Origin of the sequence: Neorhizobium petrolearium, from assembly GCF_029854435.1 — a bacterium.
Lineage (GTDB): Bacteria > Pseudomonadota > Alphaproteobacteria > Rhizobiales > Rhizobiaceae > Neorhizobium > Neorhizobium petrolearium.
On record NZ_CP123000.1, the window covers coordinates 1,546,598 to 1,563,907 of the forward strand.

The 17,310-nt window shown below is 61.4% G+C and carries 18 protein-coding genes and 2 pseudogenes; 12 read left to right on the forward strand and 8 right to left on the reverse strand.

What is annotated here, in order from left to right; translation table 11 throughout:
• Positions 1–9 precede the first annotated feature (9 nt).
• On the reverse strand, positions 10–825 hold the full coding sequence (locus QEO92_RS07935) for an NAD-dependent epimerase/dehydratase family protein (protein ID WP_037151317.1): 816 nt from the start codon (positions 823–825) through the stop codon (positions 10–12).
• On the reverse strand, positions 822–1,283 hold the full coding sequence (locus QEO92_RS07940; RefSeq protein ID WP_037151319.1) for a MarR family winged helix-turn-helix transcriptional regulator: 462 nt from the start codon (positions 1,281–1,283) through the stop codon (positions 822–824). The genes QEO92_RS07935 and QEO92_RS07940 overlap by 4 nt, the downstream gene beginning before the upstream one ends.
• Before the next feature lie 393 nt (positions 1,284–1,676).
• Here QEO92_RS07940 and QEO92_RS07945 point away from each other — a divergent pair, with 393 nt between their 5' ends.
• The 7 genes from QEO92_RS07945 (at position 1,677) to QEO92_RS07975 (ending at position 9,306) form a co-directional block, all read left to right on the forward strand.
• Positions 1,677–2,147 carry a DUF2147 domain-containing protein gene (locus QEO92_RS07945; protein WP_037151322.1) on the forward strand — a complete coding sequence of 157 codons (471 nt, stop codon included), beginning with the start codon at positions 1,677–1,679 and terminating at the stop codon, positions 2,145–2,147.
• Positions 2,148–2,245: 98 nt separating this feature from the next.
• Entirely contained in the window at positions 2,246–3,028 is a 783-nt protein-coding gene (locus QEO92_RS07950; protein WP_280107505.1) for a DUF2306 domain-containing protein, read from the forward strand.
• A 261-nt stretch (positions 3,029–3,289) separates the two neighbouring features.
• Complete coding sequence (locus QEO92_RS07955; RefSeq protein WP_227702651.1) at positions 3,290–4,126, forward strand: SDR family oxidoreductase; 837 nt, start codon at positions 3,290–3,292, stop codon at positions 4,124–4,126.
• A 104-nt stretch (positions 4,127–4,230) separates the two neighbouring features.
• A complete protein-coding gene (istA, locus tag QEO92_RS07960) occupies positions 4,231–5,742 on the forward strand; it encodes an IS21 family transposase (protein ID WP_425272364.1) in 1,512 nt (503 codons plus the stop codon).
• Positions 5,739–6,581 (forward strand): IS21-like element helper ATPase IstB, encoded by an 843-nt coding sequence (gene istB, locus QEO92_RS07965; protein ID WP_227702653.1) that lies wholly within the window; start codon positions 5,739–5,741, stop codon positions 6,579–6,581. The genes istA and istB overlap by 4 nt, the downstream gene beginning before the upstream one ends.
• A gap of 504 nt (positions 6,582–7,085) precedes the next feature.
• Entirely contained in the window at positions 7,086–8,000 is a 915-nt protein-coding gene (locus tag QEO92_RS07970; RefSeq protein WP_037151332.1) for an SDR family oxidoreductase, read from the forward strand.
• A gap of 184 nt (positions 8,001–8,184) precedes the next feature.
• Positions 8,185–9,306 carry an SDR family oxidoreductase gene (locus QEO92_RS07975; protein ID WP_227702654.1) on the forward strand — a complete coding sequence of 374 codons (1,122 nt, stop codon included), beginning with the start codon at positions 8,185–8,187 and terminating at the stop codon, positions 9,304–9,306.
• 99 nt (positions 9,307–9,405) lie between these two features.
• Here QEO92_RS07975 and QEO92_RS07980 read toward each other — a convergent pair whose 3' ends face one another.
• The 3 genes and pseudogenes from QEO92_RS07980 to QEO92_RS07990 all read right to left on the reverse strand — a co-directional run bounded on the left by QEO92_RS07980 (position 9,406) and on the right by QEO92_RS07990 (position 11,429).
• Positions 9,406–9,627 (reverse strand): DUF2274 domain-containing protein, encoded by a 222-nt coding sequence (locus QEO92_RS07980; protein ID WP_037151338.1) that lies wholly within the window; start codon positions 9,625–9,627, stop codon positions 9,406–9,408.
• A pseudogene (locus tag QEO92_RS07985) lies at positions 9,627–10,319 on the reverse strand (TraB/TrbI/VirB10 family type IV secretion system protein); the annotation flags it as partial. The pseudogene QEO92_RS07985 and the gene QEO92_RS07980, both read right to left, overlap by 1 nt.
• Positions 10,320–10,454: 135 nt before the next feature.
• Positions 10,455–11,429, reverse strand: a complete 975-nt coding sequence (locus QEO92_RS07990) for a LysR family transcriptional regulator (protein WP_227705116.1) — start codon at positions 11,427–11,429, stop codon at positions 10,455–10,457.
• A 101-nt stretch (positions 11,430–11,530) separates the two neighbouring features.
• On the opposite strand from QEO92_RS07990, the gene QEO92_RS07995 reads away from it, so the two are divergent.
• Together QEO92_RS07995 and QEO92_RS08000 are read left to right on the forward strand one after the other, a co-directional pair.
• Positions 11,531–12,493: an MBL fold metallo-hydrolase gene (locus QEO92_RS07995; RefSeq protein ID WP_037151461.1), complete on the forward strand. Its 963-nt coding sequence runs from the start codon at positions 11,531–11,533 to the stop codon at positions 12,491–12,493.
• Positions 12,494–12,518: 25 nt separating this feature from the next.
• Positions 12,519–13,103 (forward strand): dioxygenase family protein, encoded by a 585-nt coding sequence (locus tag QEO92_RS08000; RefSeq protein WP_037151447.1) that lies wholly within the window; start codon positions 12,519–12,521, stop codon positions 13,101–13,103.
• 281 nt (positions 13,104–13,384) lie between these two features.
• Here the strand turns inward: QEO92_RS08000 and QEO92_RS08005 are convergent.
• From QEO92_RS08005 to QEO92_RS08015, 3 genes and pseudogenes are all read right to left on the reverse strand, one after another.
• Positions 13,385–13,944: pseudogene (locus QEO92_RS08005) on the reverse strand (DUF932 domain-containing protein); the annotation flags it as partial.
• A gap of 252 nt (positions 13,945–14,196) precedes the next feature.
• Positions 14,197–14,790, reverse strand: coding sequence for an RES family NAD+ phosphorylase (locus QEO92_RS08010; protein WP_227702655.1), 594 nt, complete (start codon positions 14,788–14,790; stop codon positions 14,197–14,199).
• Positions 14,777–15,493, reverse strand: a complete 717-nt coding sequence (locus QEO92_RS08015; RefSeq protein WP_052182863.1) for a hypothetical protein — start codon at positions 15,491–15,493, stop codon at positions 14,777–14,779. Before QEO92_RS08015 ends, QEO92_RS08010 begins: the two co-directional genes overlap by 14 nt.
• Before the next feature lie 220 nt (positions 15,494–15,713).
• Here QEO92_RS08015 and QEO92_RS08020 point away from each other — a divergent pair, with 220 nt between their 5' ends.
• The 3 genes from QEO92_RS08020 to QEO92_RS08030 are packed head-to-tail and all read left to right on the forward strand — an operon-like array spanning position 15,714 to position 17,310.
• Positions 15,714–15,971 (forward strand): hypothetical protein, encoded by a 258-nt coding sequence (locus QEO92_RS08020; RefSeq protein ID WP_037151444.1) that lies wholly within the window; start codon positions 15,714–15,716, stop codon positions 15,969–15,971.
• 54 nt (positions 15,972–16,025) lie between these two features.
• Positions 16,026–17,084 carry a recombinase family protein gene (locus tag QEO92_RS08025; RefSeq protein WP_227705117.1) on the forward strand — a complete coding sequence of 353 codons (1,059 nt, stop codon included), beginning with the start codon at positions 16,026–16,028 and terminating at the stop codon, positions 17,082–17,084.
• Positions 17,068–17,310: a hypothetical protein gene (locus QEO92_RS08030; protein ID WP_227702656.1), complete on the forward strand. Its 243-nt coding sequence runs from the start codon at positions 17,068–17,070 to the stop codon at positions 17,308–17,310. The genes QEO92_RS08025 and QEO92_RS08030 overlap by 17 nt, the downstream gene beginning before the upstream one ends.

Here is a 17,310-nt window from a genome sequence, read left to right on the forward strand (position 1 = left end):
GAGCGCACATCACATCAAGCCTTCCTGTGCGGCCTGGTGGACGGTCCTCACAACCGGTTGGAAGCCGAGGCTGCGGGCAAGCGAGACATCCACGTGGAGGCGCCAGGGATTGGCAAGCGGCTCCGAAGACGGTTCCATTGTTCCGCCGACCAGGGCGACGAGCTCATATATCGCGGTCGGCGCCTCATCGGCGATGTTGACGATGCGCCCATCCATCGCGCCGGTCAGGGCGAGGTTCATGGCGGTGGCGATATCGCGATGATGAACCATGCTCATCCTTTGGGCCGGATGCATTTTGAAACTGGCGACTAGCCGGGGCAACTCTTCTAGATGTCCGTCCTTGTCGCCATAAACGAATCCGAACCTTTGGATCAACCAGTTCAGCCCGCTTTCGCGCAACGCGTTCTCGGCAGCGAGCTTGCTGGCCGGATAGGCCTGTTGCGGGTCAGCTGCATCGTCCTCGCGGCCGGGCCGCGGGCTGTCCGCGTCATAGACATTGGACGTGCTCGCCAGGATGAAGCGCGCCTCGGGCGCATGCGCCCTTGCCGCGGCGATGAGGTTGCGCGTGCCCTCAAGGTTGCTTTTCCAGATCAGGTCGGTGTCGGGCGTGCGAAAAACCGCGGCGAGATGGATGATCGCCGATACGCCCTCCACCGCTCGCATGAGTGAAGTAGGATCGAGAAGGTCGGCCTCCACCGCCGTCACGCCTGCGGGCGCCTCTTTTCCGCCGCGCATCAACGCGCGGCAATTCAGCCCCGCTTCGACAAGGCGCGGAAGAAGACGGGCTCCGACGAGCCCTGTTGCGCCGGTTATCAATACTGTCATGACGCTGTTCCTTTCTGTAGCAGGTTTTCAAGACGCTCCGTCGCGGTTTGTAGAACCCGGACCGCGACCGCGATTTCGGCATCGTCGACGCCGTCGAAGGCGACCGAGCGGATGAAAGAGAGATCGGGCAACTCGCCCCAAAGCGTCGCGCCGGCGGCGGTGATGCGCAGGAGCTTCTGGCGCTGATCGACACGGTCGGCTTCTTGCTCGACGAGACCCTTGCGCACGAGCGTTGCGACGATGCCGGTCATTGTCGCCCGTTCGATCGCGAGCAACCGCACGAGATCACGCTGCATGGTCGGCCCGACAGTCGCGAGCTGGTAGAGCACGTACCACTGCACTGAGCCGAGATCATAAGGACGCAGGACGGAATCCATGACTGCCCGGCCAGCGAAATAGCACCGCTTTGCCCAGGCTCCGACGAGGTCGCGATCCGCGCTTTTCCGACTCTCAACCATCGATGCACCCTCCAATCTCGCTAGCTACCTAGCAAATATGTAAGGCACCTAGCAAGTGTCAAGGGGTCCGCTTCGCTCGACCGCGTTTTCAGATGCCTTGGTTGCCGGTCCTCGAATCCTGTCCCGTCAAGATTTGGGCAAGAATTCACTGGCCGGGGCTCACCTCAATCCAGCTGGAGGATCAGGCAGGAAATTCGCGGTAATCGGTATTCGCCGTCGTACAGCCGGCGGGTAGCTTCACGGCGCATTGCCTCGGGAGGGGTTGGGCGCGGTTCCACACAGCGCTTTCCGAGGTGAACGGCGGATCGCTCCGCAGGCAAGAAGTTTCGGGCGGCGCGAAATCTTTCGCGCCGATCCCACACACGCGCTAACCCATCGATAAGGAAACACAAGATGCTCAAATTGGTAACAGGGCCTTTGCTGGCCGCCGCGCTAGCCGCAGGAATGACAGGTCTCCCGGTTGGAGAGGCTTTCGCACAGGCGTCTTCGCCGGATCAGATTGTCGGCGTGTGGGAGTCTGAGGACGGCAATCTTAAACTTGAGATGTTCGACGCCGGCGAGACCTATGCCGCCCGGGTCCTCTACGGAAAGCTTCTGATGGAGGCCGACGGAAAGACCTTCAAGAAGGACACACTCAATCCGGACCCGAACCTCAGAAGCCGCTCCTTGGAGCGAGCCGTTCTCGTGACCAACCTCAAATGGGATGCCGATGACGGTCGCTGGGAAGGCGGTAATTTCTACAGCGGTGCAACTGGTCAGACCCACTCCGCTCGAGCAACGCTGGTGAGCGGAAAACTGGAACTTCGCGCATATATGGGCACCGCCATACTCGGTCGGACCATGGTGCTTCGCCGAGCACAATGAGTGCAGGATTTAAGACCATCCCCATAGCGGACAGTTCATCGATCGTTGATCGTGAACCGACCGGGCCAACTGGCGGCTCTCATGGTGCAGCCTTGCGCTTGAGCGCTCGGCTGCTCGTGGCCGCGAGCTGGATCAGCGGCGCCATCTTCGCCACCTACATCCTCACCTTCTTCGGCGGCGTCGCGTTAGGCGGAGCCGCCGAGCGATGGAACGAGTCTCTTCCCGATTTATACGAAGGGAGCGCATTGCTTTCTACGGCAGCCATCGGCGCGCACTTCATGGCCGGGGGCGTGCTCCTGCTGCTCGGACCTGTTCAATTGATCGGGAGCGTGCACCGCAATGTGCCGGGCCTCCATCGTTGGCTGGGCCGAATCTACGTCATTTCGGCCGGGTTAGCTGGTCTGGGTGGGCTTGGCTTCATATTGGGAAGAGGCACGATCGGTGGCCCACTGATGGATACGGGCTTCGGCATCTACGGCGCGTTGATGGTGCTCTGCGCCGCCATGGCCTACGCCCGCGCTCGGGCTGGCAGTTTCAACGGGCATCGTGCCTGGGCGATCAGGCTGTTTGCGCTGACGGTCGGCTCCTGGCTGTACCGGATGGAATATGGCGCCTGGTTCCTGGCCTCCGGTGGCATTGGAACGGCAAGCGGCTTTACCGGCTGGTTCGACGCGATCATGATGTTCTTCTACGTCCCCAATCTCATTGTCGCTGAACTCTTCATTCGGGCGCGCCGGCGGGATCGCGGAGCGGTTGCCGGCTTTGCGGCAGCAACGGTGCTCCTGGCTGCAACCGCCTTCATAATCTTCGCGACCTGGAGCTTCACCGCTCGCAGTTGGGGCCCGAGAATGATCAGCGGCATCACGGAAGCGGGACTGTAGGCCATCCGCCAAGCGGTACTGCCATGCCAGATGATCCTGTTACCGTGCGAACCTGAGCACCATCAGAACTTCTGCCGTTGTTTGCCTTCCCCGGGCCGGTGCAAGACGCACAAATGTAGGATCAGGCATACTTTTTACTGGTTCTGGCATGGAGAGTTGCCGCGCTTCGGGCATCCTGCCGAAGAGGACAAAAAGGCGGGTGCGTAGAGACCATCAACGCTCAAGATCTCCGCCGAGCGGTCAAAAAGGCAAGGATGATTGATGACCAAATGGACGACAAGTAACATTCCACCACAACACGGCCGTTCGGCAGTCGTCACCGGCACCGGAGGGCTGGGTTTCGAGACGGCGCTGGCCCTGGCGCGCGCCGGCACTAACGTTGTGATCGCCGGACGCAATCCCCAGAAGGGCGCTGATGCCGTCGCGGCGATTAGAAATGCCGTCTCTGGCGCGCAGGTCCGGTTCGGCAAGCTGGACCTTGCGAACCTTGCTTCGATCGGTGAATTCGCCGGGCAACTCGCACTGGAGCAAGATGGCCTCGAGCTCTTGATCAACAACGCTGGCGTTATGAGAACGCCGGAGCGTCGCGAGACCAGCGATGGCTTCGAGCTACAACTGGGCACAAACTATCTCGGCCATTTCGCTCTCACTGCGCATCTGCTGCCGCTCCTGAAGCGGGGGCAAAAGCCGCGTGTCGTGACTGTGGGCAGCGTGGCAGCGCGGTGGGGAGCGATTAACTTCGACGACCTTCAAGCCGAGCGCAGTTACAAGCCGATGCAGGTTTACAGCCAGTCGAAGCTGGCCTGCATCATGTTCGCCTTCGAATTGAGTCGACGCAGCGAGGCGGCCGGATGGGATGTGCAGAGCCTTGTGGCCCATCCCGGCATCTCACGCACCGACCTGATACCGAACGGACCGGGCTGGTCGAGCGTACCGGGGTTTGCGCGGCGCTACTTATGGTTTCTCTACCAGCCCGCATGGCAGGGTGCCTTGCCCACGCTGTTTGCGGCGACTTGCCGCGCGACGATCAACGTGGAATTCCAGCGTCAATCAAGATGGGACTTTGCGGGTGGTGGGCGTAACGGAGTGAGGGCGTAGCCCGATCGAAGTTATGCCCACGGCCCGCGGCGCCAAAATCAGGCCTGCCTTGCGCTTGTGATCGCGGTCAATCTGGCGATTTTCCAAAACCGGAGAATCACTTTGTGCCAGGTCGCCATGTAAACGATCATCAGATGAGGCTTTTCATGAAGTTACGTCAAAATCATTCCGTCACCGTTGCTGCCGCAAAGGCTTCGATCGGCCGCACGACAGCTTTCCGGATCGAGAAGGATCCACGTCTCCTATCTCAAAAGACAAAACCGCGGGAACGCCGGCGACCAGATCCACTGGCCCATATCTTTGATGCCGAGATCGTTCCCCTGCTTCAGGCTGCGCCCGGAATACGGGCGGTAGCGATATTCGAGGAGATGCTGCGCCGCCACCCGGAGCTTGGAGACGGCATTCGTCGGACCATGGAGCGGCGCATTCGCTCCTGGCGCGCTGTGCATGGCGCAGAGCAGGAGGTCATCTTCCGGCAGGTTCACGAGCCCGGCCGGTTGGGCCTTTCGGATTTCACCAACATGGATAGTCTGGAGGTCACGATCGCCGGGCAGCCCCTCGATCATCTCCTGTATCACTTCCGGCTTGCCTACTCCGGCTTCGAACATGGCCATGTCATCCTCGGCGGAGAGAGCTTCGTCGCTCTTGCGGAAGGGCTGCAGAATGCCCTGTGGTCCCTTGGCGGCGCGCCGCACGACCATCGTAGCGACAGCCTGTCGGCTGCATTCCGTAACCTGACCACCAATGAGCGGGAGGACCTGACGCATCGATATGAGGAACTTTGCGCCCATTACCACATGAAGCCGACGCGTAATAACAAAGGCGTCGCACACGAGAACGGTTCGATCGAGAGCGTGCACGGGCATATCAAGGCAGCGGTCCGCGACGCGCTGCTCATGCGCGGCAGCAACGACTTCGACGATCTTGCCGCCTACCGTGCCTTCATCGATGAGATTGTCAGCCGCCGCAACGCCCACAATCTCAAACGTATCGAAGCCGAAAGACCTCATCTTCAGGAATTGCCGCAGCGCAGGACGACAGACTCCGAGGAGGTGGTCGTCAGGGTCATGCGCACCGGTGGCTTCACGCTGCGCAAGGTCTTCTACAGCGTGCCTTCACGCCTGATCGGGCATCAGCTACGGGTGCGTCTCTTCGATGACCGGCTCGATGTGTTCGTCGGCGGCACCTATCTCATGACGCTCTCTCGAGGGCGGAGCCATCCTGACGGCCGCCACAGCCAGGTCGTCAACTACCGGCACGTCATTCATTCCCTACGGCAAAAGCCGATGGCATTGTTGCGGCTCGTCTATCGAGACCAGCTCTTCCCGAGGCTGGAGTATCGCCAGACCTTCGAGGCTCTGCTGGAACGATTGACCGACAAGCAGGCCTGCAAGACCATGGTCGAGATCCTGGCGCTGGCCCATGAGCGGACCTGCGAACGTGAACTGGCCGAACGGCTGGCCAGCATGCTCGATGCCGGAGAGCTTCCCGATATGGCCGAATTGCGCAAGCATTTCGCGCCTGACCCGGCGACCTTACCGGTCGTTTCCGTGCATCTGGCGCCTTTAAGCGGATACGAGGCGCTGGTCGCTGGCCATGCAGGAGAACGCGCATGACCAATCCCAACGATATCGATGCCGGCCGCCTGAGCATTCTGCTGAACGAGCTTCGCCTGCCGGCGATCAAGATGCTCTGGGCGGACTTCGCCGAACAGGCCGACAGAGAGGGCTGGCCTGCTGCCCGTTTCCTGTCGGTTATAGCCGAGCATGAACTTGCCGAACGCGACAGACGCAGAATCGAACGCCATCTATCCGAGGCCAGATTGCCGCCAGGCAAAACCCTCGACAGCTTTGCCTTCGACGCCGTGCCGATGATCTCCAAGGCGCAGATCATGGCGATGACGGCAGGCGATAGCTGGCTGGCGAAGGGTGCCAATGTCCTCATGTTCGGGCCGCCGGGAGGCGGCAAGAGCCACCTTGCGGCAGCCATCGGCTTAGCGTTGGTCGAGAAAGGCTGGCGCGTGCTGTTCACCAGGACGACGGACCTCGTTCAAAAACTGCAGGTCGCACGACGCGAACTGCAGTTGGAATCCGCCATCAACAAGCTCGACAAGTTCGATCTGCTTATCCTCGACGATCTCGCCTATGTGGCAAAGGACCAGGCAGAGACCAGCGTTCTCTTCGAACTCATCTCCGCACGCTATGAGCGGCGATCTATCCTGCTGACCGCAAATCAGCCCTTTGGCGAATGGAATCGAGTTTTTCCAGATCCCGCCATGACGCTCGCCGCGGTGGACCGCCTCGTTCATCACGCCACGATCTTCGAGATGAACGTCGAAAGCTATCGTCGCCGCTCTGCTATGGAGGCAAAACGGCAGCGCGGAAGGCCTCCCATCTACGCGACAATCACACAGCCCACCCAGATTGACGCTCCGCGACAATTACAAGAGCAATGAACACTTGCCAGCGACAATCACGCTGCTAAACTCCCAACCGTCCGCGACACAAAAGTCCCATCTAGATTGTCGCGCAAGTTCCTCCCAGATCGCCGCGCTATAGCGACTGATCCGGAAGCGCGGAACGGGGGCCATTACGGCCCTGACAGGCTGGCTGGGACGCGCGGCTATCCGATCCAGGAGAAACCTCCTCGCCAAGCGCTGGACCCAGCCGTCGCGGCTCGCCTCTGGGAGATTTCGCTGGAACTGACCAACGTGGACATACTTGTAGGACGCCCGCAGGCCTTGACCGCGCCAACATAATGGGCTCGGCAAGTCGGCATCCACTTTCTTTCGAAATTCCTCGACAGCCAAATTGACGTAGGAATAGGCATGTTTTTTGCCAATTCAGGCATGGAGGTTTGGTGCCGCAGCCGTTCTATTGAGGGAGGTAAAAAGCGGGCGCGTTGAGACAATCCTCACCCGAAGTCTCGCTGAACTTTTGAGAAGGCGTGGACCTCCTATATGACTAAATGGACGACAAGCAACATTCCGCCGCAACACGGCCGTACAGCGGTCGTCACCGGCACTGGAGGATTGGGCTACGAGGACGCGTTGGCCTTGGCGCGAGCCGGTTCAAGTGTCGTGATCGCCGGGCGCAACGCGCGGAAGGGCGCTGAAGCCGTGGCCGCGATCAAGACAGCTATCCCTGGCGGACAGGTGCGGTTTGGGGAGGTGGATATTGCCGACCTCACCTCGATCGCCGAATTCGCCGCGCAACTCGCGCGGGAACAAGACTGCCTCGATCTTCTGATCAACAATGCCGGTGTCATGACGCCGCCGGCGCGTCGCGAAACTAAAGACGGCTTCGAGTTGCAGTTCGGAACCAACTATCTCGGCCATTTTGCGCTTACGGCGCATCTGATGCCGCTCCTGAAGAAAGGGCAGAACCCACGCGTCGTGACCCTCGGCAGCGTCGCGGCACGCCAAGGAGCGATCAACTTCGACGACTTGCAAGCTGAGCGCGACTACAAGCCGATGCCGGTTTACAGCCAATCGAAGCTCGCCTGCATCATGTTCGCATTCGAATTGAGCCGGCGCAGCAAGGAGGCCGGATGGGGCGTCGAGAGCCTGGCGGCCCACCCCGGTATCTCGCGCACCGATCTGCTCCCGAACGGAGCCGGACAGACGAGCGCGCCCGGGATGGCGCGCCGCTTCCTGCCGTTCCTGTTCCAGCCCGCGTGGCAGGGCGCATTACCCACGCTGTATGCGGCTACCGAGCCTACAGCGCGCGACGGCGCCTACTACGGACCTGACAGGTTGGGCGGGACGCGTGGCTATCCGACCGAAGAGAAGCCTCCCATGCAGGCGCTCGATGCCTCAGTGGCGGCGCGCCTCTGGGATGCGTCTCAGGAACTGACGAGCGTGACGTTCGTGTGAAACGTCGAGGTGGTGGGCACCGTTTTACATCGGGAAGGCAAGTGACACGTTGACCTTAATCCGGCGACGATCGACCGGATACTCCCGTTCATGCTGATCGCAAACGAGTGCATCGCCGCTGACCCTTCGCAACACTGACATCGCCCAACCATCCAAAATTCCATTACTCGGAAGGATTCCTGAAATGACAGACACGCGCGGAGGGAATGGGCCTGGCAAAGCCAAAGCATCGGGGTTGTCGCGCCGTTCATTTGTTCGATACGGCGCGGCCGGCCTTGCTGTTGCGGCTGTGGGCGGCGGCGTCGCCGTCTGGGCGAACAGGCCACCCGTTTCCCCGCGTCAGCAGGGACTGCCGAGGATCCCCGATTGGACGGCGGCCGACATCCCCTCGCTGCGAGGGCGCTCGGCGCTGGTCACCGGCGGCAATGGTTATCCCGTGGGCGACCGCAGCGGACTGGGCTTTCATGACGCCCTTGAACTCGCTCGCGCCGGGGCGGACGTAACCATCGCGTCCCGGAAGCAGGAACGGGGCGAGGAAGCGGTCAGACACATCAGGAGCATCGTTCCCGGCGCTTCGATCCGCTTCGAGACGCTCGATCTTTCAGACCTCGCTTCAGTCGCCGGATTTGCGGAGCGTATGCGAGCGTCCCGAGGAAATCTGGATATTCTCGTCAACAATGCCGGCGTCATGGGGCGGAAAAGCCGCGAAGTGAGCGCCAACGGATTCGAGCGGGTTTTTGCTACCAACACGCTTGGTCATTTTGCATTGACCGCCCGATTGCTGCCGCTGCTGCGCGAAGGCCAATCCCCGCGCGTCGTCTGGGTTTCCAGCAGTCGCTCGTTCATAGGTGCTATCAACTTTGCCGACCTGCAACTGGTTCAGGACTACGACTATGGGGCGGTTTACGATAACTCCAAGCTCGCCAACCTCTTAGTTGGCTTCGAGATGCAGCGGCGCAGCGTGGCGGAAGGCTGGGGTATCTCGTCGATAGCTGCCCATCCCGGCATCGCCCGCACGAACCTTGTCCCGGACGGCCCTGGCCCGGACAGCCTCGAAGGGCGCAATCACAGATACATGCCGTTCATGTTCCAGACGGCAGCCCAGGGCGCCTTGCCGACCCTGTACGCGGCAACGTCGCCGCAAGCGGCGGCTGGCGGATATTACGGCCCCAACGGGGTGATGGGGCTGGGCGGCTTACCCGGCTGGGCCGGGATTCCTGAAAAAGCCGACGACCAGCAAGTTGCGGCGAGGCTGTGGACCACACTTGAGCAACTTGGCGACGTGACATTCGGGCGAATGGGCTGATGCACAAAGTTCTCGCTCGATGCGCGATCCACTGTGCGCGTTGATCTTGTGCCCCTATGAATAGCCCTAGGCTGTGCGTCTCGATGCACAGTCTGGCTCTTAAGTTGATCGCCGTCGAATGCTGGAGAATCCACGGTCGGTTGCAATAAACCGTTCTAACATCGGGACAACCAGACGAATTGGATCGGTGACTGGTTCGCCCTGTTCCCTGCCAAGAGCTTCAGCATAGGCGCGCAGGTCGCGGTGCAGCGCCGCAGGCAGCGCCAGAGTGACTTTCACAGGCCTATCATCGACGATTGGGCCGAGCTTCAGCTTCGCCATCACGATCCTCCATAGGATTCGAGTACCAGATCCCGCGTGACGATAACGCGGACAGGGAAGCCCGGGCGGATGGTGAGCGTCGGGGCGATGTTGAGTTGGCGCCGCACGATCTGCTGGCCGGCGTCGTTGATCGTGTCCTGCCCACCGTTACGGATCGCCTGGATCAGACGGTCGTCATTGTCGACAGCAAGCTCGGCGCTGACGCTGAGCAGTGTTGACAGACCCGCCGCCTTGGCAAGATCCCACCAGTGATAGTCGACACCGTCCTGAAGCCCGGCGAACCCTTCAGCGTCTGCGCCCGGTTGGCGCTCGAGAACGATCGAGCGTCCGTTCGGGAAGATCAGCCGGTTCCAGACCAAGAGCACGCGGCTTTGTCCAAACTGGACGTTGTTGTCGTACTGGCCGATGACGCGCGTACCCTGCGGCACGAGCAGGATGCGGCCTGTTGGGCTGTCATAGATGTTTTCGGTCACTTGGGCGGTGATCTGGCCCGGTAGGTCGGAACGAATACCGGTGATCAGCGCCGCCTGGATCACCGCGCCGGCTTGAAGGATGTTCGGCGATGCGGGGGCGACGACGCGATCTGGCGCCACCGTCCTTCGATCGGCCGCAGCATTCAGAAACGCGTTCTGCCGATCCTGCGCCGAGGGTGTGGCCGGCGGGGGAGCGAGACCGAGGCTCGCCAGGTCGGGGCCAACCGAATGACTGAGAATTTTCAACGCCCCGGTGGAGCGAAGGTGACGATCATCTGGGAGCGGGCGCGTTAGATCAGCGCCGCCTGCGACATCCCATGTAGCGCAGACTAAAGTGATCTTCTGAGTTGAGCATTACTCGACGATTGGAACCCGTCTGTAATCGCGGACGTAGTCGAGAAAAGCCCGCACGGCCGCGCTCGTATGCCGCCGGCTCGGATAATACAGATACCAGCTCGGCAGCTTTTGCTTCCAGTCTCTGAGCAATTCGATAAGCCTGCCTTGTTCGACATCATCACGGACATAGTCCTCGAACAGGTGGGCGATTCCCGATCCCGCAAGCGTGGCTTGGAGCTCTTGATGCGCTGAGCTCAGCGTCAATCGACCTTTCGGGGTGATTTCCACTTCGTCGCCGTCCCTCTCAAATTTCCACGTCACCATGGTTCCGCCGGGGAAACGACGACGAATACAGTCGTGCTGTAAGAGATCGCGCGGTGTCTCGGGCCGACCGCGCTTGCGAAGATAATCAGGCGAGGCCACGATCGCATATTGCAAGGCGGGGCCCAGGGGCATGGCGATCATGTCTTGAGCGAGCTGGTTCCCGAAGCGCACGCCAGCGTCGAAACCTTGCTCCACGATATCGATGATCGCGGCATCACTGACGATCTCGACGTTGATGTCGGGATAGATTTTCATGAACTCAAACGCCAGAGGGCACAGAACGTGGTCAGCGGCTGGACCTGGTGCATTGATCCGCACGGTTCCGGATGGGCGCTCGCGAAGCTGATTGAGATCATCGATCGCTGTTCTGATGTCGTGAAGCGCGGGCCTTAGCCGCTCAAGAAGCTGCTCGCCCGCTTCAGTCGGTGCGACGCTGCGTGTCGTTCGGTTCAGCAGCCGGATGCCCAGCGCTTCCTCGAGCACGCTGATCGATTGACTGATAGCAGACGACGAGACGCCCCTGCCAAGCGCTGCGGCTCTAAAACCACCGCAGCGCACGACGTCCTCAAAGATCTCTAAGCTGTCAAGGCGCAGTGGCCGCATTGCAAAGTCCTGCTTAATAAGTTGATCCGTTTTGATTAGCTTATCCACGCGGCCAATCTGTGTCATCCCTAGAGAAACAACATCTGAAATCAAACGGAGCACCTGCGATCAGGTGTCTGGACGGGATCAAAGCTATGGGTGAAATCACACTGAAACGCAGGAAGATCATGCTGACAGCCGCGTCGGCCGCGACGGGACTGATCTTGCCGACAGGCATGGCCTTCACGCAGACCGCTTCCGCCGCGTTGCCGACAGTCCAGGGTGGAAATGCCGGCCACTACCGCTTTCGCGTCGGCGACATCTTAGCAACCGTGTTGAGCGACGGCCTGATCGGCGGTCCTCCGGGGGTCTATGCCAGCGACGCGCCGGAGGCAGAACTGCAGGAGGTCCTGAGGCGTACCTTCTTACCGACCGACCGCCTGACGCTCAATCTCAACACGCTTCTTATCGAGACGAATGGCAGGCGGATCCTCCTTGAAGCCGGAGCCGGGCAGACCATGGGTCCGCAGGGTGGTCGTATCTTTGAAAACCTGGCCGCCATCGGTTTACGGCCCGAGGACATCGACGTTGTGGTTGTCTCGCACACGCACCCGGACCATGTCGGCAACCTTCGAACCGTGGACGGAGGCAAGGCATTTCCGCGAGCGACCGTCTTTGCGCCTCGTGCCGATTGGCACTTCTTCGTCCGCAACGACCCGGACCTTTCCTACATGCCGGTGCCAGAGGATTTCCGCCGCAATTTCGCAGCGGCTATCAAGCGGAGCGTCGAACCGGTCGCGAAGGGAATCGAGTTGTATGAAGCCGGCGCGGAGATCGTCCCTGGGCTGACCACGCTTCCGGCATTCGGCCACACCCCCGGCATGGCGAACTTCCTTGTTCAATCCGGGAACGATCAGCTCCTGCTGACCACCGATCTCGCCTACCACCCGATCGTCAATGTCGACCGGCCATGGCTGCCTGGGCCAGATCGCGACAAGGACACGGCTCTCGCCTCCCGTCGCCGCATCTTCGACATGGCGGCGGCAGACCGGCTCCTCGTTCTCGGCTTCCACTATCCGTTCCCGGGCCTTGGCCGAATGCTCAAGACGGAAGCCGGCTATGCCTGGGTCCCGGTCAATTGGCAGTTCTAATCCGGTGAGTGACGGAGGCTCCGCAATGACGACATCAAGGCGCGCACTTCTATCGGGTTTTCTCGCCATGCCGATCGTGCCACTGACTGGCACGATCGCTTTCGGACAGGAGGCGCCGTTGCTGCCGCTGACGCGCGGCTGTGCCGACGGCGATGAACCGACGCCCGCCCGTGAGGCCGGTCCGTTCTTCAAGCCGAACTCACCGTTGAAGCAGGATCTCTATCTGGAGGCGCCGCGCGGCGAGCGCATCACCATCGCCGGCTACGTCCTCAATGATCGCTGCCGCCCTGTGCCGCGTAGCCTCGTTGAGATCTGGCAAGCCGACGAAAACGGCGAGTACGATCGGCAAGGCTTCCGCTTGCGGGGACATCAGTTCGCCGATGAGCAGGGACGCTGGTGGTTCAACACCGTCGTGCCGGCGCTGTATCCGGGAAGGACGCGACACTTCCATTTCAGGGTTCAACGGCCGGGCGGCGATGTCCTGACGACGCAGCTCTTCTTTCCGGGCGAGCCTGATAATGCGCGCGATCGGATTTTCGATGAAACGCTGCTCGTGACGATCAGCCCTGCGGGTCACGGCCAGTTCGCACGCTTCGACTTCGTTGTCTGACCCGTCGGTATTTCAGCCAACCAGATCGCGCTCGTCACCAGCTCCAGACCGCGGTGGCTTCGGGAATTGCGATCCGCATCGAACATCTTTTTCTAGGAGGTTCGATCGCCCAGCCGGCGGCGCGCAGGGGTCCGTGCATGAGGCAAGCTTACAAAAGAGGAGACTATCGCGTGAGCGAACAGCAGGATTCCGGTTTCAGCCGATGTGCCTTTATCGGTGCTCTGGGTACAGGAGCCACCATAGCAGCTACAACGCCTTTCTTTTCTGGTGAAGCCCACGCCCACGCCCGGCACCTTCCAGCGGGTGTCGCCCGTGCCGTTGCCGGCGATGCGCTGCACGGCTTCCACCAGCTCTGCGTCGAATATCCTCCCATAATCCGGGCCGGTGACCGCGCGCAGTTCCGTGCGGCCGTCGTCGGTTTCCAGCGTCTTGATCTGCTCGGCGCGATTGGATGCTAGACCATATTGCAGGTTGATCCCGGCGAGTGCGGCCGGGAGCTGCCGTAAATAGGCGGCGGGGGCGCCGACCAGGCTGGCGAGCTGGCCGAAGCTCCAATGGGTCGGGGCAATGGGCGTGTCCGTGCCCGGTAGAATCAGCGCCAGCCGCTCCGGGGCGTTGCGGTTCGCCTCGACATGGATCAGCGCGCTTTCCACGACGCGGGTCCGGCTGCGATCGGCGCGATCCTGCACCGAGCGCGCCAGCTCGGACAACGACAGATATCGTTCGTCGGCCGGACGCGAGAACCACTCCGACGAGACGCGGCCGACCCGCTCGCCGCGGCTGACATCCACCTTGTACCGCCGGTCGTGTCGCGGCGCGCATCGAGAACTTGCATGTTCATGGGACCAATCTCCATGACGGGCGCGGGAGCCTCTCTCCCAGCTATTCACCCGTCACGGAAACCGGTCCGCACTCTCACTCTCAGGGGGCGTTGCGGGGTCTCCCCGCAGAAGGGGCCGGCCGAGACTTAGGCTCGGCCGCAGGGGAAGGCTTTCCCCTCCCGGTCGCTTCAAGAAGCCGATCGTTAAGATCGCAAAGGCGGTTTGCGCCGATTCTTGCCGCAGCCGCGGTACGGCGTGAGCTCCCGAGTGAACTATCCGAGACCGACCTTGTAGCGCGCGAGCAATTCGCCCAGCCGGGCGCGGTTCGACAGCATGGGCGTGGAGCCGATCGCGGCCAAGCGGTCTCGCGCGCGTTCGAACATCGCAACGCAGAGTTCGCCATTATCGTGGTTTGAGCGGTAGGTGATGCCGTCTGCTCCGGCCGGGTGATCATGGATGGCGCTCGACCACTGCTGCGCCACCGAATGCGGACCGCTGGTCACGATGCCCGTGGCGCCGATTTGAGCCAGACCAGGGCCGTGAACCGAGACAAGTCGCAGCGGCGCGGTAACTTCGATCTCGCAGAAGGAACGCGCCTCAAGAAATGTCAGAGCGACGAAACGGGCACCGACAGAGCGAAGACACGTTTCAGCGAACGCGCCTTCGATCGTGCGGGCGAGGTAGCAGACGCCGTATTGACGTGTCGGATCATCGAAGCGGTTGCCCCCGGAGGACCCAAAAAAAATTGGGTCAAGTTCGGAACGATGGATACGAACTAGCCGGGTGCCCTTGTCGATGATCTCGATGGGCAGCTCGCGGGAGACGAGATCGGCAGGCGGGAGTGGCCCGGGATCAGGCGGCGCCATGTTCGCCGTAAGCTGCTGCTGCCCTGACCACTTCCTCGATCTGACCCTCGCGAAGAAGATCGATCGGCCGCTGGCCTTCGAATCTGGCGTCGCCGGTCAGCATGAAGTTGACGCGCATCCAGGGGTCGTCGACCACGAATGCGTTCAGCACGTCACGGATGCCCGATAGCAGTCCGTTTTTGCCGATCTGAAAGGCAGGGTAGACATAGCCGTCGCCCACATCGAGCCAGAACACCTGGTTGCGGTCGCGTTTGCGGCCGAGACCCTGAGGCGTGATGCCAAGGTGCTCGGCGAGCTGTTGCGCGGAAAGGACGCCGCCTTCGGTCTTCAGCATTTCCCGCTTCATTTCCGATCCGCGCAACAACGCTTCGGTCAATGGATCGGGCCGATCCGGAAGGATCTCGGCGCCGATGGCGGCTGCCTCGTGGAGCGAACTGAAAAGAACGTCCGTGTCCGTTGATGCGCCGACGGCCGCCAGGAGTCGATCACGCGGCATCCGCTCGGCGATCCGCGCCAGTGCCCGACCGGTGCGCAGGACGAACGCCGCGACCAAGTCCTCGCTTGGCCCGGCTTCGGGGCGCCGGGCGCGCGTCGATGCAGCGGTGGCTGACTCGCCGCTGAAGTTGGTGGCGCGGCTGCGACGGCGCTGAGTGCTGGCTGAAACGGGAGGGGCCATGAGATGCGATCCCTTGAGGATGTTCATTTGTCCTGCTATATATAACTCATGAAAACGGAAACTTCAATCGCTGAGGCTGACCGCCGCCAAACGCCGCCGACTCTTGGAATTTGCACTATTCCAGAGCGCGAAAACGACGGCGGGCATAGCCGAAAGGCACCTCCTGTATCCAATTTCCCGGCGCAACAAATCATAGTAACCCATTGAGAACAATGAATTATAGATAGGATTATGCGATTATGCCCTCATGTCAAACGAAAGAGAAAATCTGGCATCGGCCATCGTCGTCAGCCTCCATGACTACTACTCAGGCGGCTGGGAAGGCCCCGAGGCGCGGAAACGGCGCAGCGCGTCTGCCGCTGTGCGCCGCCGGCGTGCCCCGGATTGGGATCCGAAAGTCATCCATGACTGGACGGCGGGGATGCCGGTCACGGAGGCCGAGCTGGACGTGTTTGAGGCGCATTTCGGTCAGTTCTTCGACGAGCTGCTGGGGCGGCAAGACTGAAATCTGGAACGGAGGCCTGTCATGAACGCCAACGCGACTCCGGCCTTGGCGTCGATGGGACGTGCCGCATTGTATCTGAGGGTTTCGACAGGGCGGCAGGCCGAGAATGACCTTTCGATCCCCGACCAGCGTAGGCAGCTTCAGTCCTACTGCCAGGCGAAGGGTTTCACCGTCGCTGCGGAGTTCATAGAGCCGGGAGCCTCTGCGACCGACGATCGCCGGCCGGAGTTCCAAAAGATGATGGACGCCGCCGCAGAAAAACCGGCGATGTTCGACGCGATTATCGTCCATTCGTTCTCCCGCTTCTTTCGCGATCAGTTCCAGCTCGAATTCTATGTGCGCCGCCTGGCGAAGAACGGCGTGCGTCTCGTTTCCATCACGCAGGATCTCGGCGACGATCCGATGAGCGTGATGATGCGCCAGATCATGGCGCTGTTCGACGAATATCAATCCAAGGAAAACGCCAAGCACACGCTGCGGGCAATGCGCGAGAACGCGCGCCAAGGCTTCTGGAACGGGTCTCGCCCGCCGTTCGGATACCGCACTGTAGCGGCCGAGCAGCGTGGGTTGAGGGTCAAGAAGCGGATCGAACCCGATCCCATGCAGGTGGAAACAGTGCGGCTCATGTTCCGGCTGGCGCGCATCGGCGCGGAAGACGGGCCAATGGGATCCCGGCAGATCGCCGACTACCTCAACGTCCGAGGAATTCGCACCCAGACGGGAGGTCGCTGGGGGGTGGGGGCAGTTCACCAAATTCTGACGCGCGAGACCTACATCGGTCGGCACCGCTTCAATGTGTCCGGAAAGCGCCGGGGCGAGCGCAAGTCCGAGGACGAGATCGTCGATGTCGAGGTCGAACCGATCATCGATCCCGACGAATTCGCCGAAGTTCAGGAAACCATGCGTTCACGCAGTCCCCAACTGAAGGCGCCGAGATTCGTTGCGGCAGGCACCCTTCTGGGCGGCGTTTGCTATTGCGCCGACTGCGGCGGGGCGATGACGTTGCGAACGTCCGGCAAAGGCGGTCAGTACCGCTACTACACCTGCTGCACGACTGCCCGGCGGGAAGACCGCCTGCAAAGGCCGAACGATCCCAATGGACGTGCTGGATGAGAAGGTGGTCGGGTGCCTGGAAGGGCTGCTTCTCGAAAAGGGGCACCTGGAGAAGCTTCTCGCCGGCGTGCTGGAGCGCCGAGAAGCGCATGCCGACAAACTCAAGGATCGAATCGTGGCTCTTCGGAAGCAGGCTGCGGACGCTGAGGCCAAGCTGACCCGGTTATACGCGGCCATTGAGAATGGTCTCGCGGAACTCGACGATTCCAACCTTAGAGCGGGATGA